This window comes from Longispora fulva (assembly GCF_015751905.1).
GTDB classification, from domain to species: domain Bacteria; phylum Actinomycetota; class Actinomycetes; order Mycobacteriales; family Micromonosporaceae; genus Longispora; species Longispora fulva.
Genome location: NZ_JADOUF010000001.1, coordinates 5,652,037 through 5,672,871 on the forward strand (window position 1 = coordinate 5,652,037; position 20,835 = coordinate 5,672,871).

Genomic DNA, 20,835 nt, shown 5'->3' on the forward strand with positions numbered 1-20,835 from the left:
CGGCGCGCGTCGGTCCTCCCCCTCAGACGATGATCCCCGCGCCCACTGTCCGGTTCGTCGACTCGTCGATCACGATGAACCCGCCGGTCACCCGGTTGCGCCGGTACTCGTCGCACAGCAGCGGCACGGTCGTCCGCAGCCGGATCCGGCCGATCTCGTTGAGCCCGAGCGACGGCGCGGTCTCGTCCCGGTGCAGCGTGTTGATGTCGAGCCGGTAGTGCAGGTCCTTCACGATGGCCCGCGCGGTCCGCGTGGTGTGCTTGATCGCGTACTTCTTGCCCCGGACCAGTGGTGCCGTCTCGTCCATCCAGCACACCATGGCCTCGACGTCCTGGGACACCTGCGGCTGGTTGTTGGGCCGGCAGATCAGGTCGCCCCGGGAGATGTCGATCTCGTCGGTGAGCCGGACGGTCACCGACATCGGCGGGTACGCCTCGGCGACCGGCCCGTCGGCGGTCTCGATCGACGCGATCCGCGAGGTGAAGCCGGACGGCAGCACGGTCACCTCGTCGCCGGGCTTGAGCACCCCGGAGGCGACCTGGCCGGCGTAGCCCCGGTAGTCGCTGACGGAGGTGGACTGCGGCCGGATCACGTACTGCACCGGGAACCGGGTGTCGACCAGGTTGCGGTCGGACGCGATGTGCAGGTTCTCCAGGTGGTGCAGGAGCGCCGGGCCGTCGTACCACGGCATGTTCGTGGATCGGGTGACGATGTTGTCGCCCTTGAGCGCGGAGATCGGGATGACGGACAGGTCCGGCACCTCGAGCTTGGTCGCGAACGCCCGGAACTCGGACCGGATCTCCTCGAACCGCTCCTCCGACCAGTCGACCAGGTCCATCTTGTTGACGCACAGCACCATGTGCGGGACGCGCAGCAGGGAGCACAGGAACGCGTGCCGCCGCGACTGCTCGACGAGGCCCTTGCGCGCGTCGACCAGGATCAGCGCCAGGTCGGCGGTGGACGCCCCGGTGACCATGTTCCGGGTGTACTGGATGTGCCCCGGGGTGTCGGCGATGATGAACTTGCGCTTGGGCGTGGCGAAGTACCGGTAGGCGACGTCGATCGTGATGCCCTGCTCCCGCTCGGCGCGCAGGCCGTCGGTGAGCAGCGCCAGGTCGGTGTAGTCGTCGCCCCGGGCGGCGCTGGTGGCCTCGACGGCCGCCAACTGGTCCTCGAAGATGGACTTCGAGTCGTACAGCAGCCGGCCGATCAGCGTGGACTTGCCGTCGTCCACGGACCCGGCTGTGGCGAATCTCAGAATGTCCATCTTAGAAATATCCCTCGCGCTTGCGGTCCTCCATGGCTGCCTCGCTGACCCGGTCGTCGCCCCGGGTCGCGCCGCGCTCGGTGATCCGAGTGGAGGCGACCTCGTCGATCACCTTGGCCACGGTGTCGGCGTCGGACTTCACGGCCGCCGTGCAGGACGCGTCGCCGACCGTGCGGTAGCGGACCTGCTCCTTGAACGGCTTCTCACCGGCGCGCACCGGGAGGACGTCGTGCACCGCGTACAGCATGCCGTCGCGGTCGACGACCTCGCGTTCGTGCGCGAAGTAGATCGACGGGAGTTCGATGTTCTCCCGGGCGATGTAGTGCCAGACGTCCAGCTCGGTCCAGTTGGACAGCGGGAACACCCGGATCGACTCGCCCTGCTGGACCCGCGCGTTGTACAGCGACCACAGCTCGGGGCGCTGGTTCTTCGGGTCCCACTGGCCGAACTCGTCGCGGAAGCTGAACACCCGCTCCTTGGCCCGCGCCTTCTCCTCGTCGCGGCGCGCGCCACCGAACAACGCGTCGAACCGGTACTTCTCGACGGCGTCGAGCAGCACCGGGGTCTGGATCGGGTTGCGCATCCCCGACGGCGGCTCGACCACGAGGCCGGTGTCGATGGCCTCCTGCACGCTGGCGACGAGCAGCTGGCTGCCGAGCTCCTCGACCCGCTGGTCGCGGAAGTCGAGCACCTCGGCGAAGTTGTGCCCGGTGTCGACGTGCAGCAGCGGGAACGGGATCCGCCCGGGGGCGAACGCCTTCTCGGCGAGCCGGAGCAGGACGATCGAGTCCTTACCGCCCGAGAACAGCAGCACCGGGCGCTCGGATTCGGCCACCACCTCGCGGAACACGAAGATCGCCTCTGCTTCGAGGGCGTCGAGGTGCGTGACCGTATAACCCACTGGCGCGGTAGGGAATTCGGTCATTTATGTGCTCCGATAGACTAAAGGGACGAAATTGTGGCGAGCAGCCGGTGTGCGAGATCCTTGCGACAGACCAGCAGGTCAGGCAGCGTGGGGTCAGGCTGGTTGTAGTCCAGCACAGAACCGTCGATCCGGGAAGTATGCAGCCCCGTGGCCCGGGCCACAGCGACCGGGGCGGCCGAGTCCCACTCGTACTGGCCGCCGGCGTGCACGTACGCGTCCACCTCGCCCGTGACCACGGCGGACACCTTCACGCCGGCCGAGCCCATCGGGACCAGCTCGGCCCCCAACTCCTCGGCCAGGGCACTCAGGAAGGCCGGCGGGCGGGACCTGCTGCACGCGATCCGCAGGGTCTCGTGCGCGACGGCCGCCGGCGCCGTCCTCGCGCCGAGGACCGGAGCGCTCAGACTGCTCCGCAGCGGCGGGTAGGCCGGCGGGGCGTCGGTGCCCAGGATGATCCCCCGGGCCGGCATCCCGACCGCGCCGGCGACCAGGTCCCCCGGTCCGGGCCGGGCCAGGGCCCGCCGCCACAGCGCGACGTGCACGGCCCAGTCGGTGCGGCCCTCCTCGGAGAACTCCCGGGTGCCGTCGAGCGGGTCGATGATCCACACCCGGTCGGCGCCGAGCCGGGCCGAGCTGTCGGCGCCCTCCTCGGAGAGCACCGCGTCCCCGGGCCGCCAGCGCTCGAGAGCGCCCATCAGCAGCTCGTGCGAGATCTTGTCGCCCGCGTTCTTCAGCATCAGGGCGTCGTCGAAGCCGAGCTCCGCGCGCAGGGCGAGCAGGGCGTCACCGGCCGCCTTCGCCAACCAGCGGGCGAAGGCCGCATCTCCAGCCGGAGTGATCATCAGTACGCTCCCGAGGCCCGGCACACCGCAGTCAGTGTACGCAGCAGAATCACCAGATCCAATGACAGAGACCAATTCTCCACGTACCTCAGGTCAAGTCGGACCGCTTCCTCCCACGGGAGGTCCGAACGTCCGCTGACCTGCCACAACCCGGTCAGGCCGGGCTTGACGACGAGCCGGCGGCGCATGTCGTCCGGGTAGGCCGCCACCTCCTGGGGCAGCGGCGGGCGCGGCCCGACGAGCGACATGTCCCCGGCCAGCACATTGATCAACTGGGGCAGCTCGTCGAGGGAGAACCGGCGGAGGAACCGGCCCACCGGGGTCACCCGGGGGTCGTCGCGCATCTTGAACAGAACGCCGTCGGTCTCGCTGTCGAGGGCCGCCTTACGGGCCTCGGCGTCGACGTACATGCTGCGGAACTTCCACACCCCGAACAGCCGGCCGTGCTTGCCGACCCGCAGCTGACGGAACAGGATCGGCCCGCCCGGCTCGGCCCACCAGATCGCGAACCCGACGGCCATCCACAGGGGAGCGATCACGGCCAGGATCGCGAACGCGCCGACCCTGTCGAACAGCTCCTTGGCGAACCGCCGGGTGCCGGCGAGATTCGGATGTTCCACGTGCAACATCGGCAACCCGTCCACCGGGCGGATCGTCGTCCGGTCGCCGGCCACGTCGAGCAGCGCGCTGGCCACGATCAGGTCCACGTCGCCGCGCTCGAGCTCCCAGGCCAGCCGGCGCATCGCGATGCCGTCGATCTCGGGGCAGGACAGCACGACCACGGTGTCGGCCCCGGCGGCCTCGACCGCGCCGGCCACGTCGTCGAACGTGCCGCAGACCGGCACCTCCGCCGGCTCCGCACCCGGGGGCACGCACGCCCCGACCACGGTCAGCCCGTGGTAGGCCTCCCGGCGCAACTGCACCGCCAACTGCGCCACCGCGACACCGTGCCCGACCACGACGACCCGGCGCAGACACCGGCCGCGCTCGCGCAGCATGTGCAGTCCCCTGCGGACCAGGAAACGACTCAGAATTCCCGCCACGGTCGCCAATGGCAACACCATCAGGACATAACTGCGGGCGAGGGGAATCTCCAACGCGTAGGCCATCAGCGCGAGCCCGGCGGTCAGTCCCAGTCCGGAACGGAAGACCCTCTGATACTCGTCGGTGCCGACATACAGATAGCGTTTCTCATAGGCCCGGTTGAGGGTGAGCGCCGCGACCCAGGCGACGGGAAAGGCGAGAGAAAGAGCGAAATACCAGAGGTTGTACTCCGTGATCCGCTCCCCGAACCGCAGGCAGAACGCCACCCCGCCCGCGAGCAGCCCCACGGCCACGTCGGTGCTCAGCAGGTAGCGCAGATACCGCGACTCCCACGCCCTCGACGGCGCGGCAACCCGACGATCGTGCGCGAGATCGAGCTCAACAACCGCCATTGCCTTCCCCCCAGTGTCACCTACCGTGGTAACGAATTAGGGGTAAAACGGTCACGCTGCGTGGTAGGTATTCTGCGCCCACTCCACGCCATTGTCGGCGACCGCCTCAACGATGTCGGCCGTGCGGTCCACGAAATAGGGGAGTTCTTTTCTCTCCACTGAGGAGAAGTCACTCAGGACGAAATCGGCGGCGTCCTGGCGGCCGGGCGGACGGCCGATGCCGAAACGTACCCGGACATAGTCCTTCGTGCCCAACGACTGGCTCATCGAACGAAGCCCGTTGTGTCCGCCCTCCCCGCCGCCGATCTTGATCCGCAGCGACGTGAACGGCACGTCCAACTCGTCGTGCACGGCGATGATCCGCTCCGGCGGGATCTTGTAGAACCCGGCCAGCGCCGCCACCGGCGGACCCGACAGGTTCATGAACGTCAACGGCTTCACGAGCACCAGCTTCGGCCCGCCCGGCCGCACCCGGCCCTCGGCCACCTCGGCCTTCGGGGCCCGGGCGTGCCGGCCGAACTTCGCGCCCACCCGCTCCGCCAACAGGTCCGCGACCTGGAACCCGACATTGTGCCGGTTCCCCGCGTACTGCTTACCCGGATTGCCCAGGCCGACCACCAGGAACGTCTCGTCAGACACGCGGTACTCCTCAACGAAAACGACCCGGCTGATCGAGTCAGCCGGGCCGGAATTCTGCAGATGCTTACGCCTCGGCGGGAGCCTCGGCCGACTCGGCGTCAGCGGCGCTCGGGGTGGCCACGACGTTGACGATCAGGGTGTCGGGCTCGGTGATCAGCTCGGAGCCCTCCGGCAGCGCGATCTGACCGGCGGTCAGGTGCTCGCCGACGGCCAGGCCGTCCAGGGAGACCTCGATGCTGTCCGGCAGCTTCGTCGCGTCGGCGCTCAGCGACAGCGTGTTCAGGGCGTGCATGACCATGCCCGACTTGTCAGCCTCGCCGACGAAGTGGATCGGGACCTCGACCGTGACCTTCTCGCCGCGCTTGACGATCAGCATGTCGACGTGGTCGATCGTGTCCTTGATCGGGTCGCGCTGCAGGGCCTTCGGGAGCGCCAGGATCTTCTCGCCGGCGGTCGACTCGAGGGTGAAGAGCTGGTTGATGCCGCCACGACGGATCGCGTTGCTGAACTCCAGCGCCGGGAGGGCGATGTGCTTGGGGGCCTCACCGTGGCCGTAGAGCACGGCAGGAATCTTGCCGGCCCGACGGGTGCGACGAGCGCCACCCTTGCCGAACTCGGTGCGGGGCTCTGCGCTGATACGGACCTCGGACACGGGAGAACTCCTCCGGAAGGGCTTGGTCTTTTGTGCGAACATGTCATCGGTGTGCGGTGCCCGGTGCGGCGAGATGCACGGACGTCCTCGCCCAGAGCACCGCGTCGATGACGGAGCCCCCCATCAAAAGGGGCACCCTCGCCGTGGCAACCGCACCAGCCTACCGGAGCACCCCGGCGCGCGCTAAATCGGGTTGCCTACCACACAGAGATCCCCGGGCCTAGTGTCCAGGCTTGGCCGCTGTGTGGCGTTCACGCGCTGAGCACCCCCGAGGCTCCGACCGCCGCGCGCAGGGTGATGTGTCGCCGTAACCAAAAAATGATCTTGATCTGGCTCTTGATCTAACATCTTGGCCCGCTGAGGGCGGGGAGGCGAAGGCGGAGGTGCAGCCGCATACCGGTGTTGTATGCGGCTGTGCCGACAACGCACGCATCGTCGCCCTCAGCGGGTCCCCACTACCCGGAAAGGCCGCCGAAGAGGGTGGTTACCGATCCGTCGTCGAAGACCTCGCGCATCGCCCGGGCCACCATCGGCGCGATCGACAGCACCGTGATCTTGTCCAGCTGCTTCTCCGCCGGGATCGGCAGCGTGTTCGTCACCACGACCTCGCTGATCCGGCTGTTCTTGAACCGCTCCGTCGCCGGGTCCGACAGGATCGCATGCGTCGCGGCGACCACCACGTCCGTCGCGCCGCTGTCGAAGAGCACGTCGGCGGCCTTGCAGATCGTGCCACCCGAGTCGATCATGTCGTCGATGATCAGGCAGACCCGGCCCTCGATGTCCCCGACCACCCGGTTGGCGACCACCTGGTTGGGCTTCATCGGGTCGCGGGTCTTGTGCACGAACGCCAGCGGCACCCCGCCGAACTTGTTCGCCCACCGCTCGGCGACCTTGACCCGGCCGGCGTCCGGGGACACCACGGCCAGCGGCTTGCCCGCGTACTTCTCCAGCAGGTAGTCCGCGAGGGTGTCCATCGCGTACAGGTGGTCGACCGGGCCGTCGAAGAAGCCCTGGATCTGCGAGGCGTGCAGGTCGACGGTGAGGATCCGGTCCGCGCCGGCCGTCTTGAGCAGGTCGGCGACCAGACGCGCGGAGATGGGCTCGCGGCCGCGGTGCTTCTTGTCCTGCCGGCCGTACGGGTAGAACGGGAGGACCACGGTGACCCGCTTCGCGGAACCGCGCTTGAGCGCGTCCACCATGATCAGGGTCTCCATGACCCACTGGTTGATCGGCGTCGTCATCGACTGCACGACGAAGGCATCCGAACCGCGCACCGACTCCTGGTACCGGACGAAGGTCTCGCCGTTGGCGAAATCGTAGGCATCGGTCGGGGTCGGCTTGATCCCCAACTCCGATCCGATCTCCTCGGCGAGCGCGGGGTAGGCCCGGCCAGAGAAGAGCATCAGTGTTTTTCGGTTCTCCGCGACGATACTGCCCATCGGGTACGACCCTGTCTGCTCGTTAGTGACACAGCATTGGTGACACGGTGGTGGCGACACCACGTGCGGCTACGGACTCACGCCCAGTATCGCCGCTCGCGACCGTCCCGCGCCAAGCCGACCCGTACCTCGTGGCAAACTTCACGCCACCAGCTATTCAGCTGAACCGGACTCCTTGGCCCTCGCCGCCGCGGCGGCCGACTTCGTGCCCGCGCGCCGCCGCTCCACCCAGCCGTCGATGTTGCGCTGCTGCGGCCGGGTCACGCCCAGCGATCCCGCCGGGACGTCCTTGTAGATCACGCTGCCGGCCGCCACGTACGCGCCCGGGCCGACCTCGACCGGGGCGATCAGGTTCGTGTCGCAGCCGACGAAGGCCGCCTCGCCGACCGTGGTGTGGTGCTTGTTGACCCCGTCGTAGTTCACGAAGATCGTCGCCGCGCCGATGTTGGCGTCCGGGCCGATGGTGGCGTCCCCCGCGTACGTCAGGTGCGGGATCTTCGCCCCGGCCCCCACGGTCGCCTTCTTCGTCTCCACGAACGTGCCGATCTTCGCGCGCTCGTGCAGCACGGTCTCCGGCCGCAGGTACGCGAACGGACCCACCTGGGCCTTCGCCCCGATCACTGCCCCGATCGCGTGCGCCCGGATCACGATCGCGCCCTCGCCCACCGCGCAGTCCACCAGCGTCGTGTCCGGGCCGACCAGCGCGCCCGCCGCCACCGAGGTGCCGCCGCGCAGGATCACGCCGGGCTCCAGGGTCACGTCCGGCTCCAGGACGACCGTGACGTCGATCCACGAGGTCGCCGGGTCGATCATGGTCACGCCGTTGCGCATGTGCTCGCGGTTGACCCGGTCCCGCAGCAGGTAGCGCAGGTCCGACAGCTGGGCGCGGTCGTTGCAGCCGTACGTCTCCGTCACGTCCGGCGCGATATACGCCCCCACGGTCCGGCCCGACGCCACGAGCAGCCCCACGACGTCGGTCAGGTACTCCTCGCCCTGGTCGTTGTGCGCGGTCAGCACGCCGAGGGTGTCCCGCAGCGCCCCGGCCTCGAACACCATGATCCCGCTGTTGATCTCGCGGATGGCGCGCTGCTCCGGGGTCGCGTCGCGTTCCTCCACGATCCCGGTCACCCGGCCGTCGGCGTCCCGCAGGATCCGGCCCAGCCCGGTCGGGTCCTCCTGCGCGGCGGTCAGCACCGTGGCGGCGTCGCCGCTCGCCTCGTGCTCCGCGACCAGGTCGGTGATGGTCTCGGCCCGCAGCAGCGGGTTGTCCCCGAACAGCACCACGACGGTGCCCTCGACGTCCTTGAGCGCCTCGAACCCGACCCGGGCCGCGTGCCCCGTGCCGCCCTGGGTCTCCTGGAGCGCGGTGACCGCGCCCGGGACGGCGGTGGCGAGGTAGTCGGTGACCAGCTCCGAGCCGACCCCGACCACGACCACCGTGTGCTCAGGGTCGAGCGGAGCGGCGGCGGCCAGCACGTGGCCGACCAGGGGCCTGCCGAGGAGGGGGTGCATGACCTTGGGGAGCGCCGAGCGCATCCGCTTGCCCTGACCAGCAGCGAGAACGATGACAGTCCTGCGCACGCGCACACTCCAGGTAGTCGGCTTCGAGGGGGGCAGAAATCGAACCTGTAGCTGGGGTACCAGGATTCGAACCTGGACTGCGAGGCACCAAAGGCCTGCGGGCTGCCGTTACCCCATACCCCATCACCGGCTACCTTACCGAACGCGCGACACCCGTCATGACCCCCCGGACCGCGCCCCCCAGCTTCGCACACGCGTACCAAAATGTACGACAAGTCGGCACGTCCGACCGATGCGAAACTACGGGACCGTAGGTTACGGTGGCGTAGGTATGACCCCCCTGAACGTAGAGCGAGGCAGCATGACCCAGTCGACGACCGCCCAGGACCAGCTGCAGGGCGGCCCCAAACCGCTGACTGAGGGCTCACAGGGCACCGGGGTGATCATCGGCCTCTGGGCCTTCGTCGTGATCCCGTTCCTGGCCCTGCTCGCCGCGATCCCGTTCGCCTGGGGCTGGGGCCTGACCTGGACGGACGTGGTGATCACGATCGTGATGTACCACATCGCGGGCTGGGGCATCACCGTCGGTTTCCACCGGTACTTCACCCACGGCGGCTACAAGGCCAAGCGCTGGCTCCGGGTCACCCTCGCCGTCGCCGGCTCGATGGCCATCCAGGGCTCCCCGACCCAGTGGGTGGCCGACCACCGCCGGCACCACCAGTACTCGGACCTGGAGGGCGACCCGCACTCGCCGTGGCGGTACGGCTCCACGTTCAAGGGCCTGACCAAGGGCATGTTCCACGCGCACATCGGCTGGCTGTTCCACCGCGAGCTGTCGAACCGGGAGCGCTTCGCCCCCGACCTGGTGGCCGACAAGGACATCCGCCGGGTGGACGCGATGTTCGTGCCGCTGATCTTCACCTCGCTGCTGCTGCCGGGCGTCATCGGCGGCCTGATCACCTGGTCGTGGTGGGGCGCGCTGACCGCGTTCTTCTGGGGCGGCCTGGTCCGGGTCGGCCTGCTGCACCACACCACCTGGGCGATCAACTCCGTGTGCCACGTGGTCGGCAACCGGCCGTTCGAGATGCGCGAGGGCGACCGGGCCACCAACTTCTGGCCGATGGCGATCCTGTCCATGGGCGAGAGCTGGCACAACCTGCACCACGCGGACCCGACCTGCGCCCGGCACGGCGTGGACCGCGGCCAGCTCGACACGTCGGCCCGGGTGATCTGGGTGTTCGAGAAGCTGGGCTGGATCTCCAACGTGAAGTGGCCCAAGGCTGATCGCCTCGACGCCAAGCGTGTTAAATAAGCCTGGTGGTGGACACGGGGGACGCTAAGGCGACGACGCCGCGCCGGGTGAGGATGTCCTCGGCGCAGCGTCGTGAACAGCTCATCGCGATCGGCCGCCAGCTGTTCGCGGAGAAGGGCTTCGACGGCACCTCGGTGGAGGAGGTCGCGGCCCGGGCCAAGGTGAGCAAGCCCGTCGTGTACGAACACTTCGGCGGCAAAGAGGGCCTGTACGCGGTCGTCGTCGACCGCGAGGTCCTCGCCCTCCTCAACCGGGTCACGAACGCCCTCACCGGCGGCCACCCCCGCGAGCTGCTCGAACAGGCCGCGCTCGCCCTGCTCGACTACATCGAGTCGGACACCAACGGCTTCCGGGTGCTGGTCCGCGAGTCCCCGGTCGGCTCCAACAGCGGCAACTTCTCCAGCGTGCTCAACGACGTGGCGCACCAGGTGGAACACGTGCTCGCCGCGGAGTTCAAGAACCGGGGCTACGACCCGAAGCTGGCCGAGCTGTACTCGCAGGCGCTCGTCGGCATGGTGTCCCTCGCGGGCCGCTGGTGGCTCGAGGTCCGCAAGCCGCGGAAGGAAGCCGTCGCCGCCCACCTGGTCAATCTCGCGTGGAACGGGCTGAGCAACCTCGAGCCCAAGCCGACCCTGGGGCACGGCAGCCGATAGCGTAGGCGAGAATGCCGGTGGAGCGTTCAGACGAAGAGGGGCACGATGTCACACTTTCCGATCAACCACCACCTGCGGCCGGTGTACAGGGTCGTCACGGCTCTGATCAGCCTGTACTTCCTGGTGTTCGGCATCCTGGGCTTCGCGCAGACCACGGACCTGAGCTTCTTCGCCCAGACGGGTACGAAGATGGTGCTGGGCATGAAGGCGAACCCGGCGTTCTCGGTGCTGGCCATGGTGCTCGGCGCGGTGGGCCTGCTCGCAGCGGTGCTCGGCCGGAACATCGACGTCAAGGTCAACTGGTGGATCTCGTCCGTCCACCTGCTCGTCGGCACGGCGATGCTCGCGTTCCTGCGCACCGACCTCAACGTGCTGGGCTTCTCGATGTCCAACGTGATCGTCGTCTACATCGCCGGCATGCTGCTGATGGGCGCCGCCGTGTACGGCACGGTGGGCACCCCGGCCGAGGCTGAGGCCGAGGAGAGTTTCCGGCACTCGCACTAGTCGACTCGCGAAAGGCCCCGGGGAGATCCTCCCCGGGGCCTTTTCACGTTCCGGCCCAGCCCGTGGGGCCGGGCCTTGGCGCCCGGCCCGGGCCCGCTCAGCCGCCCAGTTGCTCCGCGAGCGCCAGCCACTGCTCCTCGGTGGACTCCTTCTCCGCCACCACCGCGTTGAGCTCCGCCTGCAACTCCGTGATCTTCGCGTAGTCGGTGGCGTGCTCGGCGAGCTGCGCGTGCAGCTTCTCCTCGCGCTGGTCGAGCTTCGTGATCGCCCGCTCCAGCCGGGACAGCTCCTTCTTCCCTGCCCGCGCCTCACCGGCCGACAGCCCGCCCGTCGTCGCCGAACCGCCGCCCGCGCTGGTCGGCATGTCCGCGGACACCGCCGACAACCGGCCGCCGACGTCGACTCCGGAGCTGACCCGGGTCAGGAACTCGTCGATGCCGCCCGGCAGGTGGGTGACCTTGCCGTCGCCCATCAGGGCGAAGACCTGGTCGCAGACCCGTTCCATCAGGTACCGGTCGTGGCTGGCGACCACGATCGTGCCCGGCCAGGAGTCCAGCAGGTCCTCCAGCGAGGCCAGCGTGTCGGTGTCGAGGTCGTTCGTCGGCTCGTCGAGGAGGAGCACGTTGGGCTCGGCCGCCAGCAGGCGCAGGAGCTGGAGCCGGCGGCGCTCGCCACCGGACAGGTCCTTGACCGGGGTCCACAGCCGGCGGTCGGTGAAGCCGAACTGCTCGGCCACCTGGCCGGCGGACAGCTCCTTGTCGCCGAGCACGATCCGCTTGGCGACCTCCTCGACGGCCTCGATGACCCGCAGGTGGCCGGGAAGCTCGGCCAGCTCCTGGGACAGGAACGCCGTCTTCACGGTCTTGCCGATCTTCACCTCCCCCGAGGTGGGCTTCGAGACGCCGGCGAGCAGCCGGAGCAGGGTGGTCTTGCCCGCGCCGTTGACGCCGACCAGGCCGATCCGGTCACCCGGGCCGACGTTCCAGTCGACGTGTTTGAGCAGGTTGCGGTCGCCCAGGGTGACCGTTGTGTCCTTGAGGCCGTAGACGTCCTTGCCGAGGCGCGCGGTGGCCATCTTCTGCAGGGACACGGTCTCGCGGACCGGCGGCACGTCCGCGATCAGCGCGTTGGCCGCGTCGATCCGGAACTTGGGCTTGGACGTCCGGGCCGGCGGGCCACGCCGCAGCCACGCGATCTCTTTGCGCAGCAGGTTCTGCCGACGGGCCTCCAGGGTCGACTCGACCCGCTGGCGTTCGATCCGGGCCAGGGTCCAGGCGGCGTACCCGCCGTCGTAGGCGCGGACCGTCGCGTCGGCGACCTCCCAGGTCCTGGTGCACACCGCGTCGAGGAACCACCGGTCGTGCGTGACGACCAGCAAAGCGCCGCGCCGGTTGTTCAGGAACTCGGCGAGCCAGGCGATGCCGGCCACGTCGAGGTGGTTGGTGGGCTCGTCGAGGATCAGCAGGTCCGTGGTGCGGATCAGCAGCGCGGCGAGGGCCACCCGCCGTCGCTCCCCACCGGACATGGTCCGCAGCTCGGCGTCGAGGCCCAGGCCTGGCATGCCGAGGCCGGCGAGGATGCCCCGGATCCCGGCGTCGGAGGCCCACTCGTGCTCGGTGGCGAACCCCTCGTCGAGCCAGCCGGTACCGAGGACGACGTCCTGCACCGTCACGCCCTCGGCGAAGGTGATCTGCTGGGGCAGGGCCGTGACCCGGGTGTCGCGGCGGCGGGTGACCCGGCCGTCGTCGGGTTCCACGGTGCCGAGGATCAGCTTGAGCAGGGTGGACTTGCCGGCCCCGTTGAGGCCGACGACGCCGATCCGGTCGGTCTCGTCGACGCCGAGGGACACGCCGTCGAAGATGGGGCCGGCGGCGTAGTGCTTGGAAACCTTGTCCAGGTTGACGATGTTCGCCACTACGACTCCTCGCTTCGCTCGGAGCCTCGTGCCGAGACGCCACTGAGTCTCTGGATGAGCTCGCAAGCTTCGCTCATCACGGCCACCCCACCGAGAACGGCCGTGCGACCGGTGGTCGGGCGGGCGGGGGTCAGGATCGCGCGGTTCATGCGGTCACCCGTGCCCCGGAGACCGGCCCGTGGGCGGTGCGGACGGTGCGGCACACCCCACGGCCAGCAAGGCTCGCCGCGAGGGTGTTAGCGTGCTCGGCGTCGCGCGCCAGGAACAGGCACGTCGGGCCGGAGCCCGAGACGAGGGCGGCGAGTGCGCCCTCGTCGATGCCGGCGTGCAGGGTGGTGCGGAGCTGGGGCCGTAGCGAGACGGCGGCCGCCTGTAGATCATTGGCTAGCACGGCGGCGAGGACCTCCGGGTCGGGTTGGCGGAGCGCGGCGAGCAACGGGTCGGGGCTGCCGGCGGGGTCAGGGGCGGTGCCGAGTTCGCGGAGACGGTCGATCTCGCGGTACACGGCGGGGGTGGACAGGCCACCGGCGGCGACGCCGACGACCCAGTGCCAGGTGCCTGCGGCGAGCACCGGGTTGACCTGTTCGCCGCGCCCGGTGCCGAGTGCCGTGCCCCCGAGGACGAGGAACGGGATGTCGGAGCCGAGCGTGGCGGCGATGGTGGCGAGCTCGTCGCGGGACAGGCCAGTGCCCCACAGCGCGTCGCAGGCGACCAGGGTGGCGGCGCAGTCGGCGCTGCCCCCGGCGAGGCCACCGGCGACCGGGATGTTCTTCGTGATGTGCAGCCGGGCGTGCGCGGGCAGGCCGGTGTGCGCGGCGAGCGCCTTGACGGCCCGGACGGCCAGGTTGTCGTCGTCCAGCGGCAGGCTGCCGGCGCCCTCGCCGTCGATGGTGAGCGCGAGGGTGTCGGAGCGGTGCGCGTGCACGTCGTCGTAGAGGGAGATGGCCTGGTAGACGGTCGCCAGGTCGTGGTACCCGTCGGCGCGCAGCGGCCCCACCCCGAGGTGCAGGTTGATCTTCGCGGGCACCCGGACCCGGACGGACCCGGAGGCCATGAAGTCGGGCTTCTCCTCGTAGGCGAGACTCACCCGGCCGCCACCTTCGCCGCGGCGATCGCGCAGAACTGCTGGATGTTGAGGGTCTCCGCCCGCGCGGTCGGGTCGACCCCGGCCGCCTGCAACAGCTCGGTGGCCCGCGCGGCGCTGCCGGCCCAGTCGGCCAGGGAGGACCGGAGCATCTTGCGGCGCTGGCCGAACGCGGCGTCCACGGCGGCGAACACGGCCTCGCGGGGGACGTCGGTGCGCGGGGGCTCGCGGCGGGTGAACGCGACGAGGCCGGAGTCCACGTTGGGCACCGGCCAGAACACGGCGCGCGGGACGGGGCCGGCCCAGTGCGAGCTGGCGTACCAGGCGAGCTTGAGGCTCGGTACCCCGTAGATCTTGGAACCGGGACCCGCGATCATCCGGTCGGCCACCTCGGCCTGGACCATCACGAGGCCCTTGGCGAGGCTGGGCAGCTCGGCGAGCAGGGTGAGCACGACGGGCACGGCCACGTTGTAGGGCAGGTTGGCCACCAGTGCGGTCGGCGGCGACGGGAAGTCGGCGGCCTTGACCTTCAACGCGTCGGCGGCGATCACGGTGAGCTTGCCGGCCTGGCCGGGGGCCTTGTCGGCGACGGTGCCGGGCAGCGCGGCGGCCAGCTTCGGGTCCAGCTCGACCGCGTGCACGGCAGCGGCATTGGGCAGCAGGGCCAGGGTCAGGGAGCCGAGCCCGGGGCCGACCTCCACGACGACGTCGTCGGGGGTGAGCCCGGCAGACGCCACGATCTTGCGGACCGTGTTGGCGTCGTGCACGAAGTTCTGGCCGAGGACCTTCGTCGGGGTGACCCCGAGGTCGGCGGCGAGCCGACGGATGTCCGCCGGGCCGAGCAGCTGGTCTACCACTGGCCGAACACCCGCTCGCCGTTGGCGGCCAGCGCCGTGCACATGTCCTCCAGGGAGTCCCCGCGCAGCTCGGCGAGGAACCGCACGACGTGCGGGATCAGGTAGGAGGCGTTGGGCCGGCCCCGGTACGGCATCGGGGTGAGGAACGGCGCGTCGGTCTCCACCAGGATCTGGTCGCGGGGCGCGACGAGCGCGGCCTCGCGCAGGTGCGCGGCGGACTTGAAGGTCACGTTGCCGGCGAAGCTCAGGTAGAAGCCGCGCTCGGCGCACTCGCGGGCGAACTCGGCGTCCCCGGAGAAGCAGTGCAGCACGACGGTGTCGGGCGCGCCCTCCTCCTTGAGGACCTTGAGCACGTCGGAGTGCGCTTCGCGGTCGTGGATGACGAGCGCCTTGCCGTACCGCTTGGCGAACGCGATGTGCGCGCGGAAGCTGGCCGTCTGCGCCTCGACCCCGCCCTCGCCGGTCCGGAAGTAGTCGAGCCCGGTCTCGCCGAGCCCGCGCACCCGGGGCAGGGCGGCCAGGGCCTCGATCTCGCGGAGCGCCTCGTCGAGGTCCGCGGTGCGGGGGGCCTCGTTGGGGTGCAGGGCGACCGTGGCCAGGACGTGCGGCGAGGCCGCGGCGAGGTCAGCGCCCCAGTGCGAGGACGGCAGGTCGACGCCGACCTGCACGAGCCGGGTGACGCCGACGGCGACCGCGGCGTCGATCTCGGCGCGGACCCGGTCGGCGTCGACGGTGACGGCGTCCTCCTGGGAGCCGTCGTCGACGTCACCCCGCCTGCCGACGACGATGTCGAGGTGGGTGTGCGAGTCGAGGACCGGAATCGGCAACGGCTCCGGGGCTGGCGGGCGCTCTTGGGCGTGGGCTCGAGACATCCCTACCAGGATAGGCGGTACGGAGTCTGGTGCTCCCGGACGTCGGTCAGCTCACTCCCGGGGGCCCACGCCTCGTAGACGCAGCGCTCCGCCGGCCGGGCACCGATCCGGACGATCGAGTCGGAATCGGGGCGGATCAGGCGGACCCGGAGCCAGTCGTTCTCGGCCCCGACGATCAGCACGTCCACGCCCCGCCACCTGCCGCGCACGTCCCGCCGGGCCAGTGACTCGACCGGATAGCGCGCCGCCCGGGTCTTGGCCAGCAGCCGGTACTCCCCCGGCGGGTCGGCCACGGCCTCCTGCACCTCGCCCTGGTAGCACCCGACGAGCCGGGCGAACGTGTCCGGCACCGGAATGAACTCCTGGTCGGCGTCGATCGGGGCCAGCAGCCTGCGCCACTGGGGCCCGGCCATCCGCGACCACGCCTTCTGCTCGGGCACGAAGTGGAACAGGGTCACCTCGGTGCCGTCGGGCAGGTACGCGATCAACTCACTGAACGCCGGCAGCGGCAGCTCCGCCAGGTCCGCGGTGACGAACTCGGGCACCAGGTGCTTGTTGCTCGGCGCGAAACCGGTGCCGAGCAGCGGCGGGCCGACCCGCTCGTGCGGCGGCAGCTCCATCACCCCGGGCAGCCGGGCGATCTCGTAGTCCTCGGGGCCGATGGCGCGCCAGCGCAGCGCGTAGACGGCGTCCTCGTCGTCGACCCCGAGGAACCGCAGATCGGCGGGGGTGCGCAGGTGCGCGATGTCGTGCTCGCGGTAGCAGCAGCCGTGCGGGAGCGCGCCCTGGCGGAGGTAGGCCCCGACCTGGGACGTGCTCAACGGCTTGATCATGCGGGTACCCGGCTTGATGGTCGCGGACTCGCGCACGGCGCGCACGTCCCCACCCGGGGTCTGGGAGAGGCGTTGGACACCCTCCCAGCTCATCGTCCTGGACAACGGAATGGTCAGGGGGGCGTCGAAGGGTTCGGCGCCCGGTACCTCCGAGGAGTGCACGAACATCCGGAACGGGTGCCGGGCCCCCGGTCGGGGGTTGGGCAGCGCACCGGGTTCGGGACCGTCCAGGTAGAGCTCGTACGCGGCTCCTCTGGCGAGTTCCTCGGCAGGGTACTGCTTTCCCGCGAACGTCACCGTCCGCTGCGCAGCTTCACCTACCAGGGTCATACCCGCCAACCTAGGGCCTGGCCCCGGACCGGCGCGTTAACAGAAAGCAAACAATCGCTCGCCGCCGCACGTTATCCACAACACAGGCCCGACCCGTGGAACGGGCCGGGCGGTGTATTGACAGGTCAGCCGGCCAGCCGGGCCAGCTCCTCGTCCACGACGGACGGGTCGAGCTTCTTGAAGATCGGCGTCGGCGCGGTCAGCGGCACCCCGGCCGCCAACGGCGCGGACTCCCACGCCGGGAACGCGTAGTCGCCGGTCAGCACCGGGTAGTCCGGCCCGCCGTCGAGGTCGGGCACCACCCGGATCTCCGGCATCGGGGCGAACACGCCCTCGCCGCCGAGCAGCTCGTGCACCTGCTGGGAGGAGTGCGGCAGGAACGGCGACAGCAGCGTCTTGCAGTCGTTGATCACCTGGAGGGCGACGTAGAGGACCGTGCCCATCCGGCTCTTGTCCTCCTTGAGCTTCCACGGGGCCTGGTCGGACAGGTACTTGTTCGCCTCAGCCACCACCCGCATCGCCTCGCCGATCGCGGCCTTCTGCTTGTGGTGCTCGATCAGACTCCCGACCGTGGCGAACGCTTCCTTCGCGACCGTCAGCACCGCACGGTCGTCCTCGGTCAGCTCGCCCGGGGTCGGCACCGCGCCGAAGTTCTTCGCCGCCATCGACACCGACCGGTTCACCAGGTTGCCCCAGCCTGCGACCAGCTCGTCGTTGTTGCGGCGGAGGAACTCCGTCCAGGTGAAGTCCGTGTCGTTGGTCTCCGGGCCGGCGACGGCGATGAAGTACCGCAGGGCGTCGGCGTCGTAGCGCTCCAGGAAGTCGCGCACGTAGATCACGATCTTGCGGGAGGACGAGAACTTCCGGCCCTCCATGGTCAGGAACTCACTCGACACCACCTCGGTCGGCAGCCCCAGCTCGCCCAGCTCGCCCGGCTTGCCGCCCTTGTCGCCCTTGCCGTCGTAGCCGAGCAGGATCGCCGGCCAGATCAGCGAGTGGAAGACGATGTTGTCCTTGCCCATGAAGTAGTAGGCCTTCTTGTCGGCCCCCTGCCACCACTGGCGCCAGGCATCCGGGTCGCCCGAGCGGCGGGCCCACTCGATCGACGCCGACAGGTAGCCGATCACGGCGTCGAACCAGACGTAGAACCGCTTGGTGTCCCAGCCCTCGCGCGGGATCGGCACGCCCCACTCCAGGTCCCGGGTGATCGCCCGGGGCCGCAGGTCCTCGACCAGGTTCTTCGAGAACTTCAGCACGTTCGGCCGCCAACCCTCGCGGGTGTCCAGCCACTGGCCCAGCGCGTCGGCGAACGCCGACAGGTCGAGGAAGTAGTGCTCGGTCTCCCGGAACTCCGGCGTCTCCCCGTTGATCTTCGACTTCGGGTTGATCAGGTCCACCGGGTCGAGCTGGTTGCCGCAGTTGTCGCACTGGTCGCCCCGCGCGCTGCCGTACCCGCAGATCGGGCAGGTGCCCTCGACGTACCGGTCCGGCAGGCCGCGCCCGGTCGACGGCGAGATCGCGGCCATCGCCACCTGGGACACGATGTAGCCGTTCGCGTCGAGCGCGTTGAACAGCTCCTGCACGACGGCGTAGTGGTTGCCGGTCGTGGTCCGGGTGAACAGGTCGTAGGACAGGCCGAGGGCGTGCAGGTCCTCGACGATCACCCTGTTGTACTTGTCCACCGCCTCGCGCGGCGTCAGCCCCTCCTCGTCGGCCTGCACCTGGATCGGCGTGCCGTGCTCGTCGGTGCCCGAGACCATGAGAACGTCATGCCCGGCCATCCGCATGTACCGGCTGAACACGTCGGACGGGATGCCGAAGCCGGAAACGTGGCCGATGTGGCGCGGGCCGTTGGCGTAGGGCCAGGCGACCGCGGCGAGAACGTGACTCATACGTGCAGAGTAGTTGGTCGCCCGGAACCAATTTCGACACGCCGCCGCGTTCCCACCCGACAAAAGCGTAGACAATGGTCAAATATGTCTATGACCGGAATAACCGCAGGTGACGACGCGGAAGCCCTGGCACCGCCCGCCCAGCGGATGCGTCCCGAGTCCGCGCCCGAGCCGCCAGAGGTCGACCACGCCTTCTGGCCCGACAGCAGCACCACTGCGGCCCCGCCCCGCCGCGCCCGGATCAAGCCGCCGAAGGACGGCCGCCGCCCGGCACTCGGCCTCCCACTGCTCGTCCTCTTCGCCCTGTGCGCGGCGTTCTTCGCCTGGGTCAGCGCCGACCCGATCTGGCTCGCCCTCGGCCACGGCGACCAGGGCACCCTCACGGTCACCGAGTGCGCCGGCAGCGGCCTCGCCGCCCGGTGCGAGGGCCGGTTCGTCGCCGCCGCCGGCTTCAGCGTCGAGAAGGCTGCGCTCGCCGGCGCCGCCGACGACGAACACCACACCGGCGACCAGCTCACCGCCCGCATGGTGTCCGACACGTCCAAGTTCGCGTACGCCGGCGACACCACCGGCCTGCACCTGCGCTGGTCGATCGGCCTCGGACTCCTGCTGCTCTGCGGCGCGGGCATCGCCTGGGCGACCGGCGCACTCCGCCTGCACGGCCGGGCCCGGGTCACCGTGCTGGCCCTCAGCCTGGGCGCCCCACTCCTGCTCCTCCTGGGCAACCTAGCCCTGACCTGGTAAAAGACCGGGTTTCGGATATCCAGACGAACTCACGCCGTGAGAAATACCCTGAACCTGGGTACGACCCACGACAAGGAGGTCGCAACCATGGAGCACGGGATCGACAGGCACGGAATGAACCTGGACCAGCAGCTCGCCGTGGAAGCCCGCGAGCTGATGACCGCGTGGCGGGACCCGGACCTCGGCGAGCCGGACGGCCGGGACCCCAGGGCCGCCGCCGCACCACGCGGAATGACCGAGTCCGACGTCAGCGGCCGGCACCAGCTGGCCCGCCACCTGCGCCGCAGCGAGTTCCCTGCCAACGCCGACCAGGTTCGCGCGATGGCCCGGGACGCCATGGCCCTCGACAACGTCATGGAAGAGCTGTCCCGGCTGCCCTCGGGCACCTACAAGAACATCAGCGAGGTGTGGTCCGCGCTCGGACACGGCGTCGAGGAACCCCGGGCACGGGGGTGAGCACCTCTGGGTGAGTGGCACCATAAACCCAAATCCGACGGTTACGCCACGTCCCCGACCCGGCGGCGTCGGCCGGTCCGGCCGGTGGCTCTAGGCGGTCAGCGCCAGGCTCCGGTCGATGTCGTGAGCCAGCTCGCGCATCTCCGGCCGGTGGGCGTGGGCGGCCGCCGCGTTGCGGACCCCGCACAGGTCCTCCCGGATCCGGACCGACCGGACGCCACCCACGGTCGCCAGCGCTGAACGGGCACGCAGGTCGTGATCGTCAGACGTCCACTGGCTTGGCCAGGTAGAGGAGGTCGAACTTCCGGCCGTCCCAGCCCTCCCCGGCGCTGCCGACGTGAATCCGGGTGACGATGTGGGAACTCTGCTCCGGCCCGCCGCCCAGAAACGCCTCGAGTTCGAACACGATGTCGTCGATATCCTCGACCACCTCGGGTGTCTCCCGGGTGACCGCGACATGCAGCACGATGGAGCCTGGTCGCGGTTCGACCGCGATGCCCTCGATCTCGCGACCGATGAGGCCAAGAGCTGCCTGGCCCACCTGGAGGAGCAGGTAGTTGCGCCGCTGGAGCGTACGCAGCTGATCAGGGGTCAGGTCCAGGTTGACATATTCCGGCACGGACTCGGTCACGCCCACAGACTACGGCCGAATCCCCACTCCC

21 protein-coding genes and 1 tRNA gene are annotated in these 20,835 nt (G+C 69.9%); 5 read left to right on the plus strand and 17 right to left on the minus strand.

Annotated features, from left to right (window positions below; genetic code table 11):
- Window positions 1–22: 22 nt before the first annotated feature.
- From cysN to IW245_RS25530, 9 genes are all read right to left on the minus strand, one after another.
- Window positions 23–1,267: a sulfate adenylyltransferase subunit CysN gene (gene cysN, locus IW245_RS25490; protein WP_197005690.1), complete on the minus strand. Its 1,245-nt coding sequence runs from the start codon at window positions 1,265–1,267 to the stop codon at window positions 23–25.
- 1 nt (window position 1,268) lies between these two features.
- Entirely contained in the window at window positions 1,269–2,192 is a 924-nt protein-coding gene (cysD, locus tag IW245_RS25495; protein ID WP_197005691.1) for a sulfate adenylyltransferase subunit CysD, read from the minus strand.
- 17 nt (window positions 2,193–2,209) lie between these two features.
- On the minus strand, window positions 2,210–3,034 hold the full coding sequence (locus tag IW245_RS25500; protein ID WP_197005692.1) for a 3'(2'),5'-bisphosphate nucleotidase CysQ: 825 nt from the start codon (window positions 3,032–3,034) through the stop codon (window positions 2,210–2,212).
- Window positions 3,034–4,470 (minus strand): sugar transferase, encoded by a 1,437-nt coding sequence (locus IW245_RS25505; protein ID WP_197005693.1) that lies wholly within the window; start codon window positions 4,468–4,470, stop codon window positions 3,034–3,036. The genes IW245_RS25500 and IW245_RS25505 overlap by 1 nt, the downstream gene beginning before the upstream one ends.
- Before the next feature lie 51 nt (window positions 4,471–4,521).
- Window positions 4,522–5,109 carry an aminoacyl-tRNA hydrolase gene (gene pth, locus IW245_RS25510; RefSeq protein WP_197005694.1) on the minus strand — a complete coding sequence of 196 codons (588 nt, stop codon included), beginning with the start codon at window positions 5,107–5,109 and terminating at the stop codon, window positions 4,522–4,524.
- A gap of 64 nt (window positions 5,110–5,173) precedes the next feature.
- Window positions 5,174–5,761: a 50S ribosomal protein L25/general stress protein Ctc gene (locus IW245_RS25515; RefSeq protein ID WP_197005695.1), complete on the minus strand. Its 588-nt coding sequence runs from the start codon at window positions 5,759–5,761 to the stop codon at window positions 5,174–5,176.
- Between the two features lie 455 nt (window positions 5,762–6,216).
- On the minus strand, window positions 6,217–7,200 hold the full coding sequence (locus tag IW245_RS25520; protein ID WP_197005696.1) for a ribose-phosphate diphosphokinase: 984 nt from the start codon (window positions 7,198–7,200) through the stop codon (window positions 6,217–6,219).
- A 153-nt stretch (window positions 7,201–7,353) separates the two neighbouring features.
- Entirely contained in the window at window positions 7,354–8,781 is a 1,428-nt protein-coding gene (glmU, locus tag IW245_RS25525; RefSeq protein WP_267920010.1) for a bifunctional UDP-N-acetylglucosamine diphosphorylase/glucosamine-1-phosphate N-acetyltransferase GlmU, read from the minus strand.
- A 51-nt stretch (window positions 8,782–8,832) separates the two neighbouring features.
- Window positions 8,833–8,904, minus strand: a tRNA-Gln gene (locus tag IW245_RS25530).
- 178 nt (window positions 8,905–9,082) lie between these two features.
- Between IW245_RS25530 and IW245_RS25535 the strand changes: the two genes are divergently transcribed.
- The 3 genes from IW245_RS25535 to IW245_RS25545 are packed head-to-tail and all read left to right on the plus strand — an operon-like array spanning window position 9,083 to window position 11,190.
- Window positions 9,083–10,033, plus strand: a complete 951-nt coding sequence (locus IW245_RS25535) for an acyl-CoA desaturase (RefSeq protein WP_197005697.1) — start codon at window positions 9,083–9,085, stop codon at window positions 10,031–10,033.
- Window positions 10,034–10,086: 53 nt separating this feature from the next.
- Window positions 10,087–10,686: a TetR/AcrR family transcriptional regulator gene (locus tag IW245_RS25540; protein WP_197008678.1), complete on the plus strand. Its 600-nt coding sequence runs from the start codon at window positions 10,087–10,089 to the stop codon at window positions 10,684–10,686.
- Window positions 10,687–10,731: 45 nt separating this feature from the next.
- On the plus strand, window positions 10,732–11,190 hold the full coding sequence (locus IW245_RS25545; RefSeq protein WP_197005698.1) for a DUF4383 domain-containing protein: 459 nt from the start codon (window positions 10,732–10,734) through the stop codon (window positions 11,188–11,190).
- A 97-nt stretch (window positions 11,191–11,287) separates the two neighbouring features.
- On the opposite strand, the gene IW245_RS25550 is transcribed toward IW245_RS25545, so the two are convergent.
- The 6 genes from IW245_RS25550 to metG all read right to left on the minus strand — a co-directional run bounded on the left by IW245_RS25550 (window position 11,288) and on the right by metG (window position 18,973).
- Window positions 11,288–13,105, minus strand: coding sequence for an ABC-F family ATP-binding cassette domain-containing protein (locus IW245_RS25550; protein WP_197005699.1), 1,818 nt, complete (start codon window positions 13,103–13,105; stop codon window positions 11,288–11,290).
- A 145-nt stretch (window positions 13,106–13,250) separates the two neighbouring features.
- Window positions 13,251–14,159 carry a 4-(cytidine 5'-diphospho)-2-C-methyl-D-erythritol kinase gene (locus tag IW245_RS25555; protein ID WP_197008679.1) on the minus strand — a complete coding sequence of 303 codons (909 nt, stop codon included), beginning with the start codon at window positions 14,157–14,159 and terminating at the stop codon, window positions 13,251–13,253.
- 29 nt (window positions 14,160–14,188) lie between these two features.
- A complete protein-coding gene (gene rsmA, locus IW245_RS25560) occupies window positions 14,189–15,046 on the minus strand; it encodes a 16S rRNA (adenine(1518)-N(6)/adenine(1519)-N(6))-dimethyltransferase RsmA (RefSeq protein WP_197005700.1) in 858 nt (285 codons plus the stop codon).
- On the minus strand, window positions 15,040–15,918 hold the full coding sequence (locus tag IW245_RS25565; RefSeq protein WP_197005701.1) for a TatD family hydrolase: 879 nt from the start codon (window positions 15,916–15,918) through the stop codon (window positions 15,040–15,042). The genes rsmA and IW245_RS25565 overlap by 7 nt, the downstream gene beginning before the upstream one ends.
- Window positions 15,919–15,920: 2 nt before the next feature.
- Window positions 15,921–17,081, minus strand: coding sequence for a hypothetical protein (locus IW245_RS25570; RefSeq protein WP_197005702.1), 1,161 nt, complete (start codon window positions 17,079–17,081; stop codon window positions 15,921–15,923).
- Between the two features lie 125 nt (window positions 17,082–17,206).
- Window positions 17,207–18,973, minus strand: coding sequence for a methionine--tRNA ligase (gene metG, locus IW245_RS25575; RefSeq protein WP_197005703.1), 1,767 nt, complete (start codon window positions 18,971–18,973; stop codon window positions 17,207–17,209).
- Between the two features lie 90 nt (window positions 18,974–19,063).
- On the opposite strand from metG, the gene IW245_RS25580 reads away from it, so the two are divergent.
- Window positions 19,064–19,717, plus strand: a complete 654-nt coding sequence (locus IW245_RS25580) for a hypothetical protein (protein ID WP_197005704.1) — start codon at window positions 19,064–19,066, stop codon at window positions 19,715–19,717.
- 36 nt (window positions 19,718–19,753) lie between these two features.
- Entirely contained in the window at window positions 19,754–20,173 is a 420-nt protein-coding gene (locus tag IW245_RS42350) for a DUF2795 domain-containing protein (protein ID WP_197005705.1), read from the plus strand.
- 90 nt (window positions 20,174–20,263) lie between these two features.
- On the opposite strand, the gene IW245_RS41770 is transcribed toward IW245_RS42350, so the two are convergent.
- Window positions 20,264–20,398: a hypothetical protein gene (locus IW245_RS41770; protein WP_267920011.1), complete on the minus strand. Its 135-nt coding sequence runs from the start codon at window positions 20,396–20,398 to the stop codon at window positions 20,264–20,266.
- Between the two features lie 37 nt (window positions 20,399–20,435).
- Window positions 20,436–20,804, minus strand: coding sequence for a hypothetical protein (locus tag IW245_RS25590; protein WP_197005706.1), 369 nt, complete (start codon window positions 20,802–20,804; stop codon window positions 20,436–20,438).
- Window positions 20,805–20,835: the final 31 nt, after the last annotated feature.